Genomic DNA, 21,483 nt, shown 5'->3' with positions numbered 1-21,483 from the left:
TCACCTTCAGCGGGTGGCGACGATCAGTTGGTCGAACTCTTTGAGCAAATGCTGGAGCTTGTGATCCCGGCCCTGGACATTGCGCTGGGCGAAAACCATTTCGGCCATTTCGCGAATACCCGAGGCATTCGGCAGCGGCATGTTCTGCTCAAGGATGATTTTCATCTTCGGCAGGAAGATCCATTGCAGCCACTGTTCGAACTCGAGGGTGTCGACAGAGAACGGCTCGACGCTGCTCAAGGCCTCGGCGGACGGTTCAACCTCGTCCCACCAGCCTTGCGCCCGTAGCTCGGCCTCGATCAGCAGCAACTGGTCGGCGATTTGCGGAAAGCGGACATCCATCACAGCGCAACCTTGGCTTTCTGACGGGCCAGGCTGGCGCCGGCGGAATCACCTTGTTTCTCGCGGGCCTGGGCGATCAACTCCCAGAGATTGGCCTGCAAGTCCGGACGACCATTGGCCATGGTCAGCGCACGACGGGCAAACTGCTCGGCCTGCGGAGCATCGCCCTGGGCCATGCGCACCTGCGCCAGACGGTAAAGCACTTGCGGTTCACGCGGCGCCACGCGCTGAGCGCGCTCCAGACTGGAGGACGCACCGTTGAGATCGCCGCCCGCCTGTTGTTGCTGAGCGGTGGTCAGCAAGGCGAGCACCGGGCCATCGAGTTGCTCATCGGCGGACAGACCACCGCTGCCGGCCGAAGGAATGCCGCTCGGCGTCGAAGGCATGCTGTAGCTGCCGGCGTTGATCGGCGCCGACTCGACCGGCGCAGCATTGTAAGGCCCCGGCGTGATCGGACCGGACGAAACCGGACCTGGCGTGATCGGCGAAGTGCTGATCGGGGTCGACGTTGCACCGCCGCCAGGCACCATCACCACCACACCGGTATCGCCTTGCGGAATCGCCTGCACCTGGCCTTGCACGGGACGCTTGACCGTCGTCTGACGGAAGCCGCCATTGGCGGAAATACGCTCACTGTTGGACACCGCCGTCCCGGAATCCACGACGGGGATCGAACCACGCTGTACGGTGGAGCAGCCACTGAGCAAAGCCACGGCGGTCACCGCTGGAATCAACCACTTGTTCACTTGAAACCCTCTTTGCTTAATTCATCCAGCCCTTGACCCAATCCATCACCGACTCGCCGGAAGCAGGCGTTTCGCCCGCACATGAGGCGCCGGGTGGTGGTTCGCTGCCGCGAATATACGGCATCTGCACCGCCCCCGGACAGTTGGCATCGGAACCCTGGCCGGTACGCGAATCGACCCACGCCTGCACCACGTTATCCGGCTGCGGCATGTCCAGCGGCAGCGGATCGGCCTTGCGCATGAAACTGGTCCAGACCTGCAACGCACCGGTAGCGCCGGTGAACGGCGTCTTGCCGTTGTCATCGCGACCGAGCCAGACCACTGCCAGCAGATCCTGACTGAAACCGGCGAACCAGCTGTCACGGGAATCGTTACTCGTACCGGTCTTGCCCGCCAGCGTCAGGGTCTTGGGCAACACGTTATAGACCGAACTGCCGGTGCCCTCACGCATGACGCGCTGCATGGCGTTCTGGATCAGGTAGATCGAAGCCGGATCGAAGCGTTGCTCGATCTGGAACGGATAACGCTTGAGCGGCTCGCCCTCGGCAGTCAGCACGCTGCGAATGCCGCGCATCGGCGTGTTGAAACCGCCATTGGCCAGGGTCTGGTACATGGTCGCCACTTCGATCGGGGTCATCCCGCCGGCCCCCAGCAGCATCGACGGGAACGCCGGGAACTCACGACTCACGCCCAGGCGCCCGAGGGTCTTGAGAACATTCGGAACACCGACTGCCAGCCCGAGACGCGAGGTCGACAGGTTGTAGGAATGTGCCAGCCCTTGATAGAGGAACACCGTGCCATGAGAACGGCGGTCGTAGTTCTGTGGTTTCCAGACCTGACCGTCCGCGCCCTTCACGGCCAACGGCTCGTCCGACAGCCAACTGGTCAACGTGTACTGGCTCGGTTTTTCCAGCGCCGTCAGATAAACAGCCGGCTTGATCAACGAACCGATCGGCCGCACCGCGTCCAGCGCCCTGTTGAAGCCGGCAAAACTGGCCTGGCGGCTGCCGATCATGGCCTGGACTTCACCGGTTTCCGGGTTGGTCACGACCATGGCCGCTTCCACGTCATCGGAACCCTTGCGCCCGGCAAGGCGCTTGAAGGTGTCGTTGACCGAGGCTTCGGCCTTCATTTGCAGGATCGGATCGAAACTGGTGAAGATCCGCAGGCCTTCTTCGGTCAAGTCTTCGTCACGGTAGTCTTCACGCAACTGGCGCTTGACCAGATCGATGAAGCCGGGGAAAGAACTGTCGGCCAGCTTGCCGCGCGTGGTCACGCCCAGCGGCATCTTCTTCGCGGCAGCAACCTGCTCGGCGGAAGCGACGCCCTGCTGCTCAAGCACATCTAGCACCAGATTACGGCGTTCCAGCGCCCGCTCCGGATTCCGTCGAGGATTATAGTAGGACGGCCCCTTGACCATGCCCACCAGCAACGCGACCTGATGCAGTTTCAGCTCGGACAACGGCTGGCCGAAGAAAAACTGGCTGGCCAGACCGAAACCGTGAACTGCGCGCTGACCGTCCTGACCGACGAAGACTTCGTTGAGGTAGGCCTCAAGGATTTCCTTCTTGTCGTAATGCAGCTCAAGCAGCATCGCCATCATCGCTTCGGTGAGCTTGCGGGTCAGGCTACGTTCATTGGTCAGGTAGAAGTTCTTGACCAGTTGCTGGGTCAGCGTACTGCCGCCCTGAGTCATCTTGCCGCCGGAGGTGTTGACCCAAATGGCCCGGGCAATCGACTTCGGCGACACGCCCCAGTGGCTGTAGAAATCCCGGTCTTCCACGGCGACCAGGGTTTCCAGCAGGTACGGCGGCACCTGATCGAGCTTGATCAGAATCCGGTCTTCGAGGTTTTTCGGGTAGATCCCGCCGATCAGCAGCGGCTCCAGGCGCACCACCGACAACTTCGAGCCGTTGGTCGCCGCCAGTTCGGCCACGTAATCGCCGGAGAAGCGCACGCGCACCGGCTGCGGTTTCTCCAGACCTTCATAGAACTGGAAACCACGGGTATTCAGATCGACCGTGTTGCCATTGACCGACGCCGCGCCGGGGCCATTGCTCACTGCCTCACGGCGATAGCCCAGGGCATCGAGTTCCGTGAGGAAGTCGTCCTTGCTCAGTTTCTGTCCGACGAACAGCTCGAGCGGACGCGCGTACACCTTGGCCGGAATGGTCCAGCGCTTGCCGGAGAACTTCTCCTGCACCACGGCATCGAGGTAAACGGCGAAGCCGGCCAGCACCACAAGGCCGACCAGACTGAGTTTAATGGCCCAGCCCAACCATGGGCGCAGGCCCCTGGAGGGTGGTTTTTTAGGGGTACGGGGGGATCGAGTACGAGTCATGGCGGCGGATTATACGCACTTTATTCATACTCAACAGGAGCGCTCCGAGGTTTGCGTCGGGCTGGCGAGCGGCCATAATGGCGACCTCGAATGTCCCCAGTCTCTGAAGGATCGCCTGTGAGCCAGTCCCTGATCGCTGCCCTGCAAAACCCGGCCCTCTACCCGCACCCTGTCGAAGGGTTTCAGGTCATCGAAACCCACATCTCGTGGGTCCTGCTCACCGGTGCCTACGCTTATAAAGTGAAGAAGCCGGTGGATTTCGGCTTCCTCGACTTCACCAGCCTCGAATCCCGCGAACACTTCTGCGCTGAAGAACTGCGTCTGAACCAACGCCTGACCGACGATTTGTATCTGGAAGTGTTGCCCGTGACCGGCAGCGCCGAAGCCCCGCAACTGGGTGGCGAAGGCCCGGCCATCGAGTACGTGCTGAAAATGCGCCAGTTCCCGCAGACCGGCCTGCTCAGCACGCTGCAAGCCAACGGCGAACTGACCACCGGGCACATCGACGAGATGGCCGAGCAAATCGCCAGATTCCACCTCAACGCACCGAAAGTCCCGGCCGAGCACGACGCGGGCACGCCTGAAAGCGTGATGGCGCCGGTCCGCCAGAACTTCGAACAGATCCTGCCGTTCCTCAGCGACAAAGCCGACCTGCTGCAACTTGAAGCGTTGAAAGCCTGGGCCGAAAGCAGCTTCGATCGCCTCAAGCCGCTGTTCGCCCAACGCAAGGCCGAAGGCTTCACCCGCGAATGCCACGGTGACATTCACCTGGGCAACGCCACCGTGATCGACGGCAAAGTGGTGATCTTCGACTGCATCGAATTCAACGAACCGTTCCGCTTCACCGACGTCTGGGCCGATACCGGTTTCCTGGCGATGGACCTGGAAGACCGTGGCCTGAAATCCCTGGCGCGTCGTTTCATCAGCCAGTACCTGGAACTGACCGGCGACTATCAAGGCCTCGAAGTGCTGAACTTCTATAAAGCCTACCGCGCCCTGGTGCGTGCGAAAGTCGCGCTGTTCAGCATGCCCGCCGACGCTACGCCAGTGCAGCGCGCCACCACCCTGCGCCAGTACCGCAACTACGCCAACCTGGCGGAAAGCTACAGCACCATTCCTTCGCGCTTCCTGGCCATTACCCACGGCGTTTCTGCTGTCGGCAAGAGCCATGTGGCGATGCGTCTGGTCGAGGCGCTGGGCGCGATTCGCCTGCGTTCCGATGTTGAGCGCAAGCGCCTGTTCGGTGAGCAAAACGTGGTGAATGACGTTCAGGCCGGAATTTATAGCGCCGATGCCAGTGTGGCCACCTACGCCCGCCTGCATGAAGTGGCGGCGGCGATCCTGCGTGCCGGGTTCCCGGTGGTGATCGACGCCACCTACCTCAAGCGTGAACAGCGTGACAGCGCAGCGCAGGTTGCTGAGGCGACCGGCACGCCGTTCCTGATCCTCGACTGCAACGCGCCGCAAGCGGTAATCGAGAGCTGGCTGGCGATTCGTCAGGCCGACCAGAAGGATCCATCCGACGCGACCCTGGAAGTGATCGCAGCCCAACAGGCCAGTCGCGAAGCCCTGACCCCGGAAGAAATCCTGCGCAGCAAACGCGTGCAGACCAATGAATCCGGCACTCTGGACGTCGTTGTGGCGCAAATCCGCCAGCACCTGCCAGGTCTGTAAGAAACTATTTCGACCGTGAGGCCCGCGCTGGCTTCACGGTCGTCAAATAGTGGCACTATACTGGCGTCATAAAACCAACAGGTGATTTGACATGAGCCAGCCGAAACTTCTCGACACTCCGCTTTATGCCTTGCTGCACAAGGACGACATCACAGGCTTCAACAAGGAACGCCCGAAAGACGGGCCGATCGACATGGTCGGTGGCGACTTTCGCGGTCTCGACCTGCGTGAATTGAACGCCGACGGCGTGGACTTCCGGGACGCCTATTTCCGCTCCGCCGACTTGCGCGGCATCGACTTCCGTGGGGCATCGCTGGAAGGCGCGAGCCTGGCTCACGCGCAGATTTCCGGGGCTTACTTCCCGCCCGAGCTCAGTGCAGACGAAATCCTGATGTCGATGAACTTCGGCACCCGCCTGCGTTATCGCACCCGCTGATCGCCTGTTTGTCCCAATCGTCCAGCGCCCCCGCTTTGCGCTGGACTGCGTGCCAAGTGCCACCGCGCACGCGCGTCTGATCCCCTTTCCCACCGAAAAATCCGCTCAGTCTTAGAAGCTTTTGCGTCGAATCCGACCAAACAACCACGCTTTTCCTACTGATGGCTACACTCCTGAGAAGCTCGCCCACGCACCATTCGGCCGTCGCAAGGAGGCTTGATGAATGATGAACTGCAACACCTGAAGAATCTTGGCAAGACGTCAGCGCAGTGGCTGCATGCCGTGGGCATCCACAGCGCCTCGGACTTGCGTCGTCTGGGGGCGGTGGATGCCTACCGGGCCGTGCGCACTCGAGGGTTCCGGGCATCGAAGGTGTTGTTGTATGCAATCGAAGGGGCGTTGATGGATGTGCACTGGAATGACATCCCCGCCGAACGCAAGGACGCCCTGAACAAACAGCTGGAGGCCATTTCCTCGCGCCATAAAAACTGAACAGGCGCCAAACGCAGTGGCCATCACTGCGCATGACGCCGTTCGGCAACAAGATGCTGACGTCCCCTGTTTACGGGGCATTCCGGCCAATTCGAAGATAAAACCGAATAAATGAGAAAACAGCTGTTGACTCGGTAATGAGAATCGCTATGATTATCACAACTGGTCGCGAGATCAGTCGATATTCTGAAAAGCCCTTGGTTCGGACTCTCAGATTATCTCCTCATCAGGCTAATCACGGTTATTTGACCCGGTTTTTTACCGGGTCTTTTTTTGCCTGTGGAAAAGTCATTTGCCGAATTGCCTGCGCATTTCAGCGCAGTAATCCTTAGCAGGCATGGCGGGCGTGTACCAGACGTAATCGGCCATAGCCGAGGTGACCTCACTGCCCTGCTGTGCCAGTAACAACACAGTGGGCGCGACAACCGCTCCCAGATCCACAACATGCAATGGCACCCCCACATCCTTGCGCGCGTGGAATGTGCCGGCCAATAAAAGCGCAGGTGCAGGCGCCGCCAGCAAGCGCGAAGCCATGCGTCGATCACGCTGCTGCTGAACGGCTACCATCGCCGGCATTTGCGACTCGGGCAGCAGATCGCAGTGAGATTCACTGATATCCCCCAACAGCCCGGCCTTCACCGACTCGGCATTACTGCGCGCCCCGGTCAACGCAGGAGGATTGCGATAGAACGCACGAATTTCAGCGTTACCGAGATTGGCCGCCATCACCGGATAAGGTTGCGCCAGGGCAAACCGGACAATCGGCCCGTACAGATTCCAGTCCCAGCCGTCCTGCCAGGCCAGCGCATTGGCAAGATCAGCGGGTAACGTTCCGGCGCGTTGTACTTGTTCAACGCGCGATTGCTGTTCGGGCACCAGCATTTCCAGCAACAGACTGCCTTGCGGCCGCTGCTCGCCCAGGGTCTGCAACAACCACAATTGCACGGCATGGTGATCGGCGTTGTCATGCTGCTCGCCAACGATCACTTGTGATGGCTTGCTCAATTGCGTGAGCAATTGCTCCGCCGTCAAGATCTCGCCGCTGCGCAAGTCACGAATCTCGCCGGCAACCGGCGGCGCGGCGACATGCTGACAGCCGCCGAGCCACAACACCGCCAACAGCAGAATCCCACGCATACCTTCACCTCGATGATCAAATCAGCGGGCGATAATCAGCGGATGCCCGCGCTCCGGATGCTGCTGCACCAACACTTCCAGGCCGAACACCGCTTTGAGCGAATCCGGACGCAACACCTGCTGCGGCGTATCCAGCGCCACCGGACGCCCGCCCTCAAGCAGCAACAGACGATCACAATAACGCGCCGCCAGGTTCAGATCATGCAGGATCACCAGCACCGCCGCGCCGTGATCGGCGAACTCGCGCACCGCTTGCAGGGTAGTGTGCTGATGCAGCGGATCAAGCATCGAGGTCGGCTCATCCAGCAACAATGTCTGCCCGGCCTGCCCCGGCCAGAGTTGCGCCAGCACCCGCGCCAGATGCACCCGCTGCCGCTCGCCACCGGACAGCGCCAGATAACTGCGGCCACCGAGATGACCGGCGTCCGCCGCGAGCAAGGCTTCGGCGACGACTTCGTCGTCACGCACCCGGCCGCTCTGCCAGGGCAAGCGCCCCATCCCCACCACTTCTTCAACGCTGAACGCAAAATCCAGGGTAGAAACCTGTGGCAGTACCGCCATTCGCTGGGCACGCTGCTGTCCGCTCCAGTCCTTCAAGGCCCGGTCATCGAGCAAGACCTCACCGTCGCTGGCCGCCAGCTCACCGCACAAAGCCCCGAGCAGCGTGCTTTTACCGGCGCCGTTCGGCCCCAGCACGCCGAGCACTTCACCGGGCTTCAGTTGCAGCGAGACGTCGGCCAGTACGGTCTTGCGGCCACGGCGAATGTGCAGATTGTGCGCACGCAGCATCAGGTACGCCCTCGCAGCAGCAAATAAAGGAAGAATGGTGCCCCGATGAACGCCGTGACAATACCGATCGGCAACTCGGCCGGCGCCAGCGCCAAGCGCGCCACCAGATCGGCAAACAGCAACAGACTCGCCCCGGCCAGTATCGACGCCGGCAACAGCACCCGATGATCCGGCCCGGCCAGCAGGCGCACCAGATGCGGCACCACCAGCCCGACAAATCCGATCATCCCCGCCGCCGCCACCGCTGCGCCGACACCCAGCGCGGTGCAGAACACCAGTTCACGCTTGAGCCGCTCGACATTGATCCCCAGATGCCCGGCCTCCGACTCGCCGAGCAACAGCGCATTCAGCGCCTTGGCCCGGCGCGGCAACCACAGCGCCACTCCGGTGCTGATAATCAGCAACGGCCACAACCGTGCGTAACTGGCGCCATTGAGGCTGCCGAGATTCCAGAACGTCAGGGTGCGCAGGGTCGCGTCGTCGGCAAGATAGGTGAACAACCCCACCGCCGAACTGGCCAGGGCCGTCAGGGCGATCCCCGCCAGCAGCATGGTGGCGACATTCGTCCGGCCGTTGTGCCGGCCCAGTCGATAAACCAGCGCCGTCACCCCGAGGCCGCCCAGAAACGCACACGCCGACAACAGATACGGCCCGAACCATTCCGGCAAACCACCGAAAACCGACCCGCCGACAATCGCTACCGCCGCGCCCAACGCCGCGCCACTGGACACCCCGACCAGGCCCGGATCAGCCAGCGGATTGCGAAACAATCCCTGCATCGCCACCCCGGACAACGCCAGCACGCCGCCGACCGCCAATCCGAGCAAGGTACGCGGCAGACGAATTTGCCCGAGAATCAGCTCCGCCTGCTCCAGACCTTCCGGCGCCAGCGGCACACCGATCAGGCGCAAGGCAGCGCGCAAGGTGTCGATCAGCGGCAGGCTGACCGGCCCCAGCGCCAGCGACAGCCAGATCGCCAGCAGACACAGCAGAATCAGGCCGACAAACAAGCCACGGGGTTTGACCAGCGCAGTCATTGGCCGCCCTTGGCCGGGTAGAAACTATCGGACAACGCCTTCAACGCCGCCGGCAAGCGTGGCCCGAGGCCGCCGACCAGCAGCGTCGGGTCCAGCTCAAACACTCGCCCGGCCTTCGCCGCGCGGCTGGTATCGAGAATCGGGTTTTCCTTGAACAGCGCCGCTTTCGCCGCATCGCCCGTCAACGCACGGTCGGCGAACACCAAGACTTCAGGATTGAGTTCTGCCAGCGACTCCTGGGAAAACGGTTTGTAACCGGTATGCGTCGCCAGGTTGTGTCCGCCGGCACGCAGCAATAACCAGTCGGCAGCGGTGTCCTTGCCGGCGATCAGCGGTTTGCCGCCGGCATGCCCGACCAGCAGCAACACCCCCGGAGCTTTCTGATGAGTCTGCGCTTCAGCCACCCGGGTTTTCTGCGCATCGAGTTGCTGTTGATAACTTTGCAGCAGCTGCGCGGCTTTATCCTGGGCGCCGAGCAACTGCCCCAAGTGCGTGACGTTCTTTTCCAGCGTCGAGAGATCCGCCTGGGCCGAGAACAACTCGACCTGCACCTTGGCACTCTTCACCTGTGAAATCACCGGCGGCGGCCCCATTTCCTCGGTGCCGACCAGAATGTCCGGACGCAGACTGAGAATGCCTTCGGCGGACAGGCTGCGTTGATAACCGATGCTCGGCAACGCTTTCAGGGACTCGGGATGCTGGCTGGTGGTGTCGACCCCCACCAGTTTCGCTTCGCCGCCCAACGCACTGACCCATTCCGACAAGGCACCGCCGGCACTCACCCAACGTTGCGGCAAATCGGCCGCTGCAGCCTGGTGGCTGACGAAAAGTCCGACACACAGCACAGCAACGCGGGTACTCAGGCGCATACACAGCTTCCTTGAATAAGGTTTTCCCGGGCATCCGGCTGCCAGGCCAAGTATCCTCGGCATCCGGCAGCCGCCCTGCGGGCGAAGCGGCCATTTGATAATTGTTTGCATTTGAACGTCAAGCTCGGACATATCCCGACACGAGCCGACACTTGAGGATAGCCATGAAGTTTTTGTGCGCGGGCGCCGATCTCGCCGAAGCCGGCAGTCGCGGCTTCGAAATCGACGGGAACAAGCTGTTTGCCGTGCGCCGCAGCGGCCAGGCGTATGTCTACCTCAACCGCTGCCCACATCGCGGCGTCGCTCTGGAGTGGCACCCCGACCAGTTTCTCGATCCCAGCAACAGCCTGATCCAGTGCGCCACCCACGGCGCACTGTTCCTGATCGAGGACGGCGAGTGCGTGGCAGGTCCCTGCGCCGGGCAATCGCTGACGGCCATCCCTTGCCGCGAGGATGCACAAGGGTTGTGGGTTGATGTCTAGCCGTTGAGCAACACGTCCAGGCGGCGGTCGATAAGCATTTCTTCGTGGCTCAAGCGCACGCCATAGGCCAGCACCTCGACCCCGCAGGCCACTGCTTCACGCAAAGCATCGGCGTAGGCCGAATCGATTTCATCGGCCGGACGCACCGCCTCGATGCCCGTCAGATTGACGCAATACAACTGCACCGCACGGATTCCGTCACGGGCCAGATGCGCCAGTTCGCGCAAATGCTTGGCGCCACGCTGGGTGACCGCATCGGGAAACGCCGCCACAGGGGTTCCATCGAAACCCAAGGTGACACTTTTCACTTCCACGTAGGCCGGGCCGCTCGGGTATTCGAGGCGAAAGTCGATTCGACTCTTTTCCTGTCCGTAAGCCACTTCACGCTTCAAAGCAGTAAACCCGCTCAGCTCGCTGATGACCCCGGCCTGCAAGGCTTCTTCGACCAGTGCGTTGGCACGGCCGGTATTCACGCAAAACAACCGGCCCTGCGGGGTTTCACCGATTTCCCAGGTGCCGGGCAACTTGCGCTTGGGATCATTGGAGCGGCTGAACCAGACCTGCCCGCCTTCGACCTGGCAATTGAGCATCGAACCGGTGTTCGGGCAGTGAATGGTCAGTAACTCGCCGTCAACGGTTTCGATATCGGCGAGAAAACGCTTGTAGCGGCGGATCAGTCGCGCTTCTTCGAGGGGAGGATGAAAGCGCATCAGCCTTGCCAGCTCTTCAGGCCACGGGCGATCCGCTCCACCGCTTCCTGTAAGCGAGGGAGGTTTTGCGTGTAGGCAAAACGCACATGATGAGTCGCCTGATAACGGCCGAAATCCAGGCCCGGAGTGAACGCCACGTGTTCGGTTTCCAGAAAATGTCGGCAGAACGCGAAGGCATCGCCGCCGAACTGGCTGATATCGGCGTACAAATAGAATGCGCCCTCAGGCTCCACGGCGATGTTGAAACCCAATTCCCGCAGTGCTGGCAGCAGGTAGTCGCGACGACGGCTGAATTCGGCGCGGCGCTCTTCAAGGATTTCGATGGTGGCCGGTTCGAAACAGGCCAGTGCCGCATGCTGCGCCACGCTCGGAGCACTGATATAGAGGTTCTGTGCGAGCTTTTCCAGCTCACTGACCGCCGCGTCCGGCGCCACCAGCCAGCCGAGACGCCAACCGGTCATGCCGAAATACTTGGAGAAACTGTTGAGGACAAACGCGCTGTCATCGACTTCCAGAACGCTCGCCGCATCGGTGCCGTAAGTCAGGCCGTGATAGATCTCGTCCACCACCAGATGGCCGTGCCGTGCCTTGATCGCCGTGGATAACCCGGCCAGTTCGTCGCGGGTCAGGATGGTCCCGGTCGGGTTGGCCGGCGAGGCCACCAGGGCGCCGACGCTGTCGTGATCCCAATGCCGCGCCACCAGGTCCGGGGTCAGTTGATAACGCACGTCCGGGCCGACCGGCACCAGTTGCGCCGCGCCTTCGACCAGCCGCAGAAAATGCCGGTTGCACGGATAACCGGGGTCGGCCAGCAGCCAGTGCTTGCCCGGATCCACCAGCAGCGCGCTGGCCAGCAGCAAGGCGCCGGAACCGCCCGGAGTGATGAGAATCCGCCGAGGATCGATATTCAAGCCGTAGCGCTGCTGATAGAAGCCGGCAATCGCTTCGCGCAGCTCAGGAATGCCACGGGCAGCGGTATAGCGGGTTTTCCCTGCCGCCAGCGCAGCCTGGCCGGCGCGAATGATCGGCTCGGCGGTGGTGAAGTCCGGCTCGCCGATTTCCAGATGAATCACATCATGGCCTTCAGCCTGCAATTCATTGGCCCGCGCCAGCAACGCCATGACATGGAACGGTTCGATCGCACGACTGCGCGCACTGTAGGGGTGAGCCATTGGCCTTCCTTCGACGGGGAAAAAGAAACGATTCTACCCATCTGCCGGAACGGGCGAGAACCCACAATGGTCACAGCATCAGGAACGCTGGACTGTAACGCACCGCGCGTACGCTCCAGGATTGACTAAAATCAGTGATTGATCAGGTCTCCAACACCGCCAGACATGGCTTGGCAAACATTTGCAGGCACCACCGGCCGCAGGCTCGACATCCGGGAGTAGCGCCGGCGGAATTGATCTGGTAAGTTCGCCCGCTTGCAGCCGCAGGGCCGGCAGGTGTCGGTGATGGAGCAATCCTGCGCAATGGATTACAAGAGTAGAGGCGGTCCATTTCATGCCCACCCAAGCAAAGCAACAGCAGAATCAGACCATCAGCGGTTTCGAACCTTACGTTTCGAAGCCCGGCGAAGAGTACATGGGCGCCCCCATGCGCGCGCACTTCACCAAGATCCTGAACAAGTGGAAACAGGACTTGATGCAGGAAGTCGACCGCACTGTTGATCACATGAAAGACGAAGCGGCCAACTTCCCTGACCCGGCCGACCGGGCCAGCCAGGAAGAAGAATTCGCCCTCGAACTGCGTGCCCGCGACCGTGAGCGCAAGCTGATCAAGAAGATCGACAAGACGCTTGAGCTGATCCAGGACGAAGAATACGGCTGGTGTGAGTCCTGCGGCATCGAGATCGGCGTCAAGCGCCTCGAGGCCCGTCCTACCGCCGATCTGTGCATCGACTGCAAGACCCTGGCGGAAATCAAGGAAAAACAGGTCGGCAAGTAATCCCGGCCTGATCGACAAACGGAGCGTGCGAACGCTCCGTTTTTGTTTCTGCCGTTCTCCCACCGGTTGGCCGACGCAAGCCCTGAAAAAGTAACATCGCTCCCATGACTGCCAAGACTTCCCCCGCCTACATCGGACGCTTCGCCCCAACGCCCAGTGGGCACCTGCACTTCGGTTCGCTGGTCGCCGCGCTCGCCTCTTATCTCGACGCGCGTTCGGTGGGTGGCCGCTGGCTGGTGCGCATGGAGGATCTCGATCCGCCCCGGGAAGAACCCGGAGCACAGGCTGCGATTCTCAAGGCGCTGGAAAGTTATGGCTTCGAATGGGATGGCGAGATGGTCCGCCAGAGCGATCGGCACGATGCCTACGCTGAAGTGCTCAATCGCCTGTTCAGCCACGGCCTGGCCTACGCCTGCACCTGCTCGCGCAAACAACTGGAGCCGTATCACGGCATCTATCCGGGTCTGTGCCGCAATGCCGGCCACGGCCCGGAAGACGCGGCGATCCGCCTGCGCGTGCCGGAGCTGGAATACCACTTCATCGACCGCGTGCAGGGTGAGTTCCGTCAGCACCTGGGACGCGATGTCGGCGACTTCGTGATTCGCCGTCGCGACGGCCTCTACGCCTATCAACTGGCAGTGGTGCTGGACGATGCCTGGCAAGGCATCACCGACATCGTGCGCGGTGCCGACCTGCTCGACTCGACGCCACGCCAGCTCTATCTGCAAGAGTTGCTGGGCGTCCCACAACCGCGCTACCTGCATCTGCCACTGATCACCCAGCCGGATGGCAACAAACTCGGCAAGTCCTATCGCTCGCCGCCGCTGACAGCCGATCAGGCCACGCCGTTGCTGCTGCGGGCCTTGCGGGCATTGGGGCAGCAACCCGGCAACGAGCTGGCCGACGCCACGCCGCAAGAACTGCTGAGTTGGGGCAGCGCCCACTGGGATGCGACGAAAATCCCGCGCACACTGACCCTGCCCGAAGCGCAACTGCGATGACGACACTTGCAGTGGCGCACCCATCCGTTACCATCGCCGCACGTTTTCGGGCACGCGCATAAAAAAGAGAGGCCGGGATGTACATCTATCGCTTGGTCCTGCTTTTGGTCGTGGGGATCTATCTGTTTTCTCCCGCCATCATGGATTGGTGGATCGACGCCACTGGCGCCTGGTATCGCCCTTATCTGCTCTGGCTGATCCTGATTGTCGTGACCTTCATCCTGCAGAGCCAAAAAGATGCCGATGAGCTTTAGCCTGACCCAGATGCTGCTGTTCAGCGCTGCCTACCTGGCGGCACTGTTCGGCGTGGCCTGGATCAGTGAACGGGGCATGATCCCCCGGGCGATCATTCGCCACCCGCTGACCTACACCCTGTCGCTCGGGGTCTACGCCAGTGCGTGGGCGTTCTACGGCACGGTGGGCCTGGCCTATCAGTACGGCTACGGCTTTCTTTCCAGCTATCTCGGTGTCTCCGGCGCGTTTCTGCTGGCGCCGGTGCTGCTGTATCCGATCCTGAAGATCACCCGCACCTATCAACTGTCGTCGCTGGCGGATCTGTTCGCCTTCCGCTTCCGCAGCACCTGGGCCGGGGCACTGACCACGATCTTCATGCTGATCGGCGTGCTGCCATTGCTGGCGTTGCAGATTCAGGCCGTGGCCGACTCCATCGGCATTCTGACCGGCGAACCGGTACAGAGCCGCGTGGCCCTGGCCTTCTGCGGCCTGATCATTCTGTTCACGATCTTCTTTGGCTCCCGGCACATCGCTACGCGGGAAAAACACGAAGGTCTGGTGTTCGCCATCGCCTTCGAATCGGTGATCAAACTGGCGGCCCTCGGCGGTGTCGGCCTGTACGCGCTGTACGGCGTGTTCGACGGCCCGCAACAGCTCGAACTGTGGCTGCTGCAAAACCAGACCGCCCTCGCCGCCCTGCACACGCCGCTGCAGGAAGGCCCGTGGCGCACGCTGCTGCTGGTGTTTTTCGCCTCGGCCATCGTGATGCCGCACATGTATCACATGACCTTCACCGAGAACCTCAACCCACGAGCACTGGTGAGTGCGAGCTGGGGCCTGCCGCTGTTCCTGCTGCTGATGAGCCTGGCGGTGCCGCTGATTCTCTGGGCCGGCCTGAAACTTGGTGCCACCACCAATCCGGAATACTTCACCCTCGGCATCGGCATTGCCGCCAACAGCAAGGCACTGGCGTTGCTGGCCTATGTCGGCGGACTGTCGGCCGCCAGTGGCCTGATCATCGTCACCACCCTGGCGCTGTCGGGCATGGCGCTCAACCATCTGGTGCTGCCGCTGTATCAGCCGCCGGCCGAAGGCAACATCTACCGCTGGCTGAAATGGACCCGCCGCGCGCTGATCGTCGCGATCATCATGGCCGGCTTCTGTTTCTATCTGATGCTCGGCGCCGAACAGGACCTGGCCAACCTCGGCATCGTTGCATTCGTCGCCACCCTGCAATTCCTCCCCGGCGTGCTCTCGGTGCTGTACTGGCCGACCGCCAACCGGCGCGGCTTCATCGCCGGCCTGCTGGCAGGCGTGATCGTCTGGGTGGTGACCATGCTTTTGCCGCTGGTCGGCAATCTGCAAGGGTTCTACATCCCGCTGCTGAACATGATCTACGTACTGGACGACACCAGCTGGCACATGGCGGCAATCGCCTCGCTGGCCGCCAACGTGTTGATGTTCACCCTGATTTCCCTGTTCACCAACGCCAGCCCCGAAGAAGCCAGCGCCGCCGAAGCCTGTGCAGTGGACAACGTGCGCCGTCCGCAGCGTCGTGAACTGCACGCCGCCTCGCCGCAGGAATTCGCCACACAGCTCGCCAAACCGCTGGGTGCCAAGGCGGCGCAAAAGGAAGTGGAACAGGCCCTGCGTGATCTTTACCTGCCCTTCGATGAGCGCCGCCCCTATGCACTGCGCCGCCTGCGCGATCGAATCGAGGCCAACCTGTCCGGCCTGATGGGGCCGAGCGTGGCCCAGGACATGGTGGAAACCTTCCTGCCCTACAAGGCCGGCGGCGAAAACTATGTCACCGAAGACATCCACTTCATCGAAAGCCGCCTCGAGGACTATCACTCGCGCCTCACCGGTCTGGCCGCCGAACTCGATGCCCTGCGCCGCTACCACCGCCAGACCCTGCAAGAGTTGCCGATGGGCGTCTGCTCGCTGGCCAAGGATCAAGAGATCCTGATGTGGAACAAGGCCATGGAAGAACTCACCGGAATTGCCGCGCAACGGGTGGTCGGTTCGCGCCTGAGCACCATCGCCAATCCGTGGAAGGATCTGCTGCAAGGCTTCATTCATTTGCCCGACGAGCATTTGCACAAGCAGCACCTGGCCCTCGACGGCCAGACCCGCTGGCTGAACCTGCACAAAGCGGCGATCGACGAGCCGTTGGCGCCGGGCAACAGTGGCCTGGTGCTGCTGGTGGAAGACCTGACCGAAACCCAGATGCTCGAAGACAAACTGGTGCATTCCGAGCGCCTGGCCAGCATCGGTCGACTCGCCGCCGGTGTGGCCCATGAAATCGGCAACCCGATCACCGGCATCGCCTGTCTGGCGCAAAACCTGCGCGAAGAGCGCGAAGAGGACGGCGAACTCACGGAAATCAGCGGGCAGATCCTCGAACAGACCAAACGCGTGTCACGGATCGTCCAGTCGCTGATGAGTTTCGCCCACGCCGGCAGCCATCAGCACAGCGACGAACCCGTCTGTCTGGCGGAGGTGGCGCAGGACGCCATCGGCCTGCTCGCCCTGAACCGACGCAATTTCGAAGTGCAGTTCTATAACCTGTGCGACCCCGATCACTGGGTCGAAGGCGATCCGCAGCGACTCGCCCAGGTGTTGATCAACCTGCTCTCCAACGCCCGTGACGCCTCGCCTGCCGGCAGTGCGGTGCGGGTCAAGAGCGAAGCCGGCGAACACACGGTCGATCTGATCGTCGAGGACGAAGGCAGTGGTATCCCGTCGAGCATCATGGATCGATTGTTCGAACCCTTCTTCACCACCAAGGATCCTGGCGAAGGCACCGGTCTGGGCCTTGCACTGGTCTATTCCATCGTTGAAGAGCATTATGGACAAATCACCATCGACAGCCCGGCTGATGTTCAGAGCCAGCGCGGCACCCGTATCCGGGTCACCCTGCCGCGTCATGTCGAAGCGACGTCCGCTGTGAACTGAGACCGTCGAGAGTATCGAATCAATGCCGCACATTTTGATCGTCGAAGACGAAACCATTATCCGCTCCGCCTTGCGCCGCCTGCTGGAACGCAACCAGTATCAGGTCAGCGAAGCCGGCTCAGTGCAGGAAGCACAAGAACGCTTCAGTATTCCCACATTCGACCTGATCGTCAGTGACCTGCGCCTGCCGGGCGCTCCGGGCACCGAGCTGATCAAGCTTGGCCAGGGCACTCCGGTGCTGATCATGACCAGCTACGCCAGCCTGCGCTCGGCGGTCGACTCGATGAAGATGGGCGCGGTGGACTACATCGCCAAGCCTTTCGACCACGACGAGATGCTGCAAGCCGTTGCCCGGATCCTGCGTGATCGCCAGTCGGCGCCCGCGGCCGCTGAAACGGTCACCGGCAAAGCCGCCAATGGCAACGGCAAATCCGCCGTCGACAACAGCAATGGCGAGATCGGCATCATCGGCTCCTGCCCGCCGATGCAGGACCTTTACGGCAAGATCCGCAAGGTCGCGCCGACCGATTCCAATGTCTTGATCCAGGGTGAGTCCGGCACCGGCAAGGAACTGGTCGCCCGCGCCCTGCACAACCTGTCGAAACGCGCCAAGGCGCCGATGATCTCGGTGAACTGCGCGGCCATCCCGGAAAGCCTGATCGAGTCCGAACTGTTCGGTCACGAGAAAGGCGCGTTCACTGGCGCCAGCGCCGGTCGCGCCGGTCTGGTGGAAGCGGCGGACGGCGGCACGCTGTTCCTCGACGAAATCGGTGAACTGCCGCTCGAAGCCCAGGCCCGTCTGCTGCGCGTATTGCAGGAAGGCGAGATTCGCCGGGTCGGTTCGGTACAGTCGCAGAAGGTCGATGTCCGCCTGATCGCCGCGACCCACCGGGACCTCAAGAGCCTGGCGAAAATCGGCCAGTTCCGTGAAGACTTGTACTACCGCCTGCACGTTATCGCTCTGAAACTGCCCGCCCTGCGCGAGCGCGGCGCCGACGTCAACGAAATCGCCAATGCCTTCCTTGCGCGCCAGAGCGCCCGCATCAACCGCACCGACCTGAAATTTGCCACCGATGCCGAACAGGCGATCCGGCACTACTCCTGGCCGGGCAACGTGCGCGAACTGGAAAACGCGGTCGAGCGCGCGGTGATCCTGAGCGAAAGCGCGGAAATTTCCGCCGACCTGCTGGGCATCGACATCGAGCTGGGGGATCTGGAGGACGACGAGTTCATCGGTCTGCCGGCGCAACCGGCCGGTAACGCCAGCAACAACAGCCACGAGCCAACCGAAGATCTGTCGCTGGAAGACTACTTCCAGCATTTCGTGCTCGAGCATCAGGACCACATGACCGAGACCGAACTGGCCCGCAAACTGGGCGTCAGCCGCAAGTGTTTGTGGGAACGCCGCCAGCGCCTGGGCATCCCGCGGCGCAAGACCGGGGTCGCGAGCGAGAGCTGAACGTTACCTGTCGAGTGTGCGGGTAACCGTTGAAGATGTGAAAAAACTGTTACCTCAGTCATTTCACGTAACAAAAGCCGGGGTTTACGGTAACGAAACCCCGGCTTTTTTTCGCCTCGACAAAACGGTTATATCGACCTAACCCCTTGTTTTATTGGGTTTCGCAAAAGTTGGCACGGCACCTGCTATATGTTTGGTACAAGAACAATAACAAGCAATGCACAAGACAATAAAAATAAGACGAATCGACTCACGCACAATAAAAACAAGACGGCGAGAGGCGCAGCTAACTGATTCTTTTGGAGAGGCGTTGTATTTGGGGTTCGCCCCACGACCAGGCCGAGAACAACAAAAACTGTCCTAAGACAGAGCCTGTACTGGTTGGATCGCAAGATCACTGCAATTCAGCGACCAAAGCAATCCGTTTGCTCTTGGCTCCCGATTGGGAGGGTCATGAAGGAAAAGCTTCATGGCGAGGGCACTCAACAAAAACAAGAAGCCCGAATCAATAATAAAAAGAGCACGCAACTACTTCTTGGGGAGCTTCGGCTCCCCTTGTAGTTTCTCTTCTTCGCAAAAAATCCTCTGCCACACCTTGCCCCACCCTTCTAGCCTGCGGCCTGCAGCGCAAATCTGCGGCGTCCTACACCATCCCTCGACTAAATGCTAGAATCCCGGCCCATCATGCGGTCATTCTCTGGTATGGCCGAACATTCCTTCAAACAGTGCATCCCATGCTGAAGAAGCTGTTCCAGTCATTCCGAACTCCCCTGCGTCGTACGCAACACATCCGCAGCACGCCTGAAGTCCTCAACAGCGGCCAACATTCGCTGCAGAAGACGCAATTCAGCCGTTACGCGGTCAACATCGTCGAACGCCTGCAGGGCGCCGGCTACCAGGCCTATCTGGTCGGTGGCTGCGTGCGAGACATGCTGCTGGGCATCACGCCCAAGGACTTCGACGTCGCCACCAGCGCCACCCCCGAACAAGTCCGCGCCGAATTCCGCAATGCGCGGATCATCGGCCGTCGTTTCAAGCTGGTGCATATCCATTTCGGTCGCGAAATCATCGAAGTCGCGACCTTCCGCGCCAATCACCCGCAAAACGAAGATGACGAAGACAGCAACCAGTCTTCGCGCAACGAGAGCGGACGGATTCTGCGTGACAACGTCTACGGCACCCTTGAGGAAGACGCGCAGCGCCGCGACTTCACCATCAACGCCCTGTATTACGATCCGGTCAGCGAGCGCATTCTCGACTACGCCAACGGCGTACACGACATTCGCAATCACCTGATCCGCCTGATCGGCGATCCGAAACAGCGCTACCAGGAAGACCCGGTGCGGATGCTGCGGGCCGTGCGCTTTGCCGCCAAGCTGAACTTCGGCATCGAGAAGCACACCGTCCAGCCGATCCGCGAACTGGCACCGATGCTGCGCGAGATTCCATCGGCCCGTCTGTTCGAGGAAGTGCTCAAGCTGTTTCTTTCCGGCCATGGCGCAATCACCTTCGAGATGCTGGTCGACCTGCAACTGTTCGCACCGTTGTTCCCGGCCAGCGCCGACGCCCTGGAGCACAACCCGGATTACACCCACACGCTGATCAGCGAAGCGCTGACCAACACCGACCTGCGCATCAAGCAGAACAAACCGGTCACCCCGGCGTTCCTGTTTGCCGCCCTGCTCTGGCCTGCCCTGCCGGCCCGCGTGCTGCGTCTGCAAGAGCGTGGCATGCCGCCGATTCCGGCGATGCAGGAAGGCGCGCATGAGCTGATCGCCGAACAGTGCCAGCGCATCGCGATTCCGAAACGCTTCACCATGCCGATCCGCGAGATCTGGGACATGCAGGAGCGCCTGCCGCGCCGCAGCGGCAAACGTGCCGACCTGCTGCTGGACAATCCGCGTTTCCGCGCCGGCTACGACTTCCTGCTGCTGCGTGAAAGCGCCGGTGAGCAGACCGATGGCCTGGGCGAGTGGTGGACCGATTACCAGGACGCCAACGACAGCGAACGCCGCGACATGATTCGCGACCTCAGCGGCAAGGAAGACGGCACCAGCGGTGCGCCACGCAAGCGGCGCCGCAGCAGTGGCGCCAAGCGCAAGCGCGCCGGTGCTCCGAGCGCCACGGGCGAATAAGGCATGGAGCGTATCTACATCGGCATGGGCAGCAACCTCGCTGACCCCGCCGAGCAACTGCGCAGCGCCGTCGAGGCGCTGGGGCAATTGCCGCAGAGCGAACTGGCCGGCGTTTCCGCTTTCTATCAAAGCGACTCGTTGCTGCCGGGCCAACCGCGTTACACCAACGCGGTGGCGGCACTCGACAGCAATCTTTCGCCGCTGGACCTGCTCGATGCCCTGCAAGCGATCGAGAACGATCAGGGTCGTGAACGTCTGGAACGCTGGGGGCCGCGCACGCTGGACCTGGACATCCTGCTGTTCGGCGATCGCCTGATCGACGTGCCACGCCTGAAAGTCCCGCACTACCAGATCCAGGAACGCGCGTTCGTCCTCTATCCCCTGGCCGAACTGGCACCCGCCGACCTGCGCCTGGCCGATGGCCGCAGCCTCACCGACCTGCTCGACGCCTGCCCGTTCGTCGGCCTCGAACGCCTGCCCCAAGCCTGAAACAAATCCACATTTTGTAGGACAAAAACCCCGCAAATCAGGCCCGCCGGCCCGCTGAATCGCATCAGTAACGGCGGTAACACTCCCCTCGTAACAATGCGGTAACACACGCAATTGACTTCCCGGGTTCTCCTCACGACTATAGGCGTCCCGCTGCCGCCAACCCGGCACACAAGGGCGCAATCCAGGCCTTATAAGCACG

The 21,483-nt window shown here is 61.6% G+C and carries 20 protein-coding genes; 11 read left to right on the top strand and 9 right to left on the bottom strand.

The features are described from left to right. Positions 1–6: 6 nt before the first annotated feature. The 3 genes from N8H74_RS27540 to mrcB are packed head-to-tail and all read right to left on the bottom strand — an operon-like array spanning position 7 to position 3,429. Positions 7–342: a YqcC family protein gene (locus tag N8H74_RS27540; RefSeq protein ID WP_262151786.1), complete on the bottom strand. Its 336-nt coding sequence runs from the start codon at positions 340–342 to the stop codon at positions 7–9. Continuing rightward, positions 342–1,088, bottom strand: coding sequence for a hypothetical protein (locus N8H74_RS27535; RefSeq protein WP_217830005.1), 747 nt, complete (start codon positions 1,086–1,088; stop codon positions 342–344). The genes N8H74_RS27540 and N8H74_RS27535 overlap by 1 nt, the downstream gene beginning before the upstream one ends. 16 nt (positions 1,089–1,104) lie before the next feature. After that, positions 1,105–3,429, bottom strand: a complete 2,325-nt coding sequence (gene mrcB / locus N8H74_RS27530) for a penicillin-binding protein 1B (RefSeq protein WP_262151784.1) — start codon at positions 3,427–3,429, stop codon at positions 1,105–1,107. Between the two features lie 117 nt (positions 3,430–3,546). On the opposite strand from mrcB, the gene N8H74_RS27525 reads away from it, so the two are divergent. The 3 genes from N8H74_RS27525 (at position 3,547) to N8H74_RS27515 (ending at position 6,031) form a co-directional block, all read left to right on the top strand. Next, positions 3,547–5,103, top strand: coding sequence for a bifunctional aminoglycoside phosphotransferase/ATP-binding protein (locus N8H74_RS27525; protein WP_262151782.1), 1,557 nt, complete (start codon positions 3,547–3,549; stop codon positions 5,101–5,103). Positions 5,104–5,194: 91 nt separating this feature from the next. Further along, positions 5,195–5,539 (top strand): pentapeptide repeat-containing protein, encoded by a 345-nt coding sequence (locus N8H74_RS27520; protein WP_217830008.1) that lies wholly within the window; start codon positions 5,195–5,197, stop codon positions 5,537–5,539. Positions 5,540–5,758: 219 nt separating this feature from the next. Beyond that, on the top strand, positions 5,759–6,031 hold the full coding sequence (locus N8H74_RS27515; RefSeq protein ID WP_003228231.1) for a TfoX/Sxy family protein: 273 nt from the start codon (positions 5,759–5,761) through the stop codon (positions 6,029–6,031). A gap of 288 nt (positions 6,032–6,319) precedes the next feature. Here N8H74_RS27515 and N8H74_RS27510 read toward each other — a convergent pair whose 3' ends face one another. The 4 genes from N8H74_RS27510 to N8H74_RS27495 are packed head-to-tail and all read right to left on the bottom strand — an operon-like array spanning position 6,320 to position 9,863. Beyond that, positions 6,320–7,168 (bottom strand): ChaN family lipoprotein, encoded by an 849-nt coding sequence (locus N8H74_RS27510; RefSeq protein WP_262151779.1) that lies wholly within the window; start codon positions 7,166–7,168, stop codon positions 6,320–6,322. A gap of 21 nt (positions 7,169–7,189) precedes the next feature. Then, entirely contained in the window at positions 7,190–7,957 is a 768-nt protein-coding gene (locus N8H74_RS27505) for a heme ABC transporter ATP-binding protein (RefSeq protein ID WP_262151777.1), read from the bottom strand. Continuing rightward, complete coding sequence (locus tag N8H74_RS27500; protein ID WP_262151796.1) at positions 7,957–8,940, bottom strand: iron ABC transporter permease; 984 nt, start codon at positions 8,938–8,940, stop codon at positions 7,957–7,959. The genes N8H74_RS27505 and N8H74_RS27500 overlap by 1 nt, the downstream gene beginning before the upstream one ends. A gap of 50 nt (positions 8,941–8,990) precedes the next feature. Then, complete coding sequence (locus N8H74_RS27495) at positions 8,991–9,863, bottom strand: ABC transporter substrate-binding protein (RefSeq protein ID WP_262151775.1); 873 nt, start codon at positions 9,861–9,863, stop codon at positions 8,991–8,993. A gap of 164 nt (positions 9,864–10,027) precedes the next feature. Between N8H74_RS27495 and N8H74_RS27490 the strand changes: the two genes are divergently transcribed. Next, positions 10,028–10,345 carry a Rieske (2Fe-2S) protein gene (locus N8H74_RS27490; RefSeq protein WP_217830013.1) on the top strand — a complete coding sequence of 106 codons (318 nt, stop codon included), beginning with the start codon at positions 10,028–10,030 and terminating at the stop codon, positions 10,343–10,345. On the opposite strand, the gene sfsA is transcribed toward N8H74_RS27490, so the two are convergent. Continuing rightward, the gene (sfsA, locus tag N8H74_RS27485; protein WP_217830014.1) at positions 10,342–11,055 is read right to left on the bottom strand and encodes a DNA/RNA nuclease SfsA; all 714 of its coding nucleotides are present in this window, start codon (positions 11,053–11,055) and stop codon (positions 10,342–10,344) included. The genes N8H74_RS27490 and sfsA overlap by 4 nt on opposite strands. Further along, on the bottom strand, positions 11,055–12,227 hold the full coding sequence (locus tag N8H74_RS27480) for a pyridoxal phosphate-dependent aminotransferase (protein WP_217830015.1): 1,173 nt from the start codon (positions 12,225–12,227) through the stop codon (positions 11,055–11,057). The genes sfsA and N8H74_RS27480 overlap by 1 nt, the downstream gene beginning before the upstream one ends. A gap of 334 nt (positions 12,228–12,561) precedes the next feature. Here N8H74_RS27480 and dksA point away from each other — a divergent pair, with 334 nt between their 5' ends. From dksA to folK, 7 genes are all read left to right on the top strand, one after another. Then, the gene (gene dksA, locus N8H74_RS27475; RefSeq protein ID WP_217830016.1) at positions 12,562–13,005 is read left to right on the top strand and encodes an RNA polymerase-binding protein DksA; all 444 of its coding nucleotides are present in this window, start codon (positions 12,562–12,564) and stop codon (positions 13,003–13,005) included. A 104-nt stretch (positions 13,006–13,109) separates the two neighbouring features. Next, the gene (gluQRS, locus tag N8H74_RS27470) at positions 13,110–14,006 is read left to right on the top strand and encodes a tRNA glutamyl-Q(34) synthetase GluQRS (RefSeq protein ID WP_262151771.1); all 897 of its coding nucleotides are present in this window, start codon (positions 13,110–13,112) and stop codon (positions 14,004–14,006) included. 77 nt (positions 14,007–14,083) lie between these two features. After that, a complete protein-coding gene (locus N8H74_RS27465; protein ID WP_003176118.1) occupies positions 14,084–14,260 on the top strand; it encodes a hypothetical protein in 177 nt (58 codons plus the stop codon). After that, positions 14,244–17,198, top strand: a complete 2,955-nt coding sequence (locus N8H74_RS27460) for a sensor histidine kinase (RefSeq protein ID WP_217830018.1) — start codon at positions 14,244–14,246, stop codon at positions 17,196–17,198. The genes N8H74_RS27465 and N8H74_RS27460 overlap by 17 nt, the downstream gene beginning before the upstream one ends. Before the next feature lie 22 nt (positions 17,199–17,220). Then, complete coding sequence (locus tag N8H74_RS27455) at positions 17,221–18,657, top strand: sigma-54 dependent transcriptional regulator (RefSeq protein ID WP_262151769.1); 1,437 nt, start codon at positions 17,221–17,223, stop codon at positions 18,655–18,657. A gap of 734 nt (positions 18,658–19,391) precedes the next feature. Continuing rightward, on the top strand, positions 19,392–20,792 hold the full coding sequence (locus tag N8H74_RS27450; protein ID WP_217830020.1) for a polynucleotide adenylyltransferase PcnB: 1,401 nt from the start codon (positions 19,392–19,394) through the stop codon (positions 20,790–20,792). Positions 20,793–20,795: 3 nt separating this feature from the next. After that, entirely contained in the window at positions 20,796–21,281 is a 486-nt protein-coding gene (folK, locus tag N8H74_RS27445) for a 2-amino-4-hydroxy-6-hydroxymethyldihydropteridine diphosphokinase (protein ID WP_262151767.1), read from the top strand. The last annotated feature ends 202 nt before the right edge of the window (positions 21,282–21,483 follow it).

It is taken from the genome of Pseudomonas sp. B2M1-30, assembly GCF_025447575.1.
Classification (GTDB): domain Bacteria; phylum Pseudomonadota; class Gammaproteobacteria; order Pseudomonadales; family Pseudomonadaceae; genus Aquipseudomonas; species Aquipseudomonas botevensis.
The sequence above is the reverse complement of the archived record's forward strand: the minus strand, read 5'-3'. Positions and strand labels throughout refer to the sequence as shown.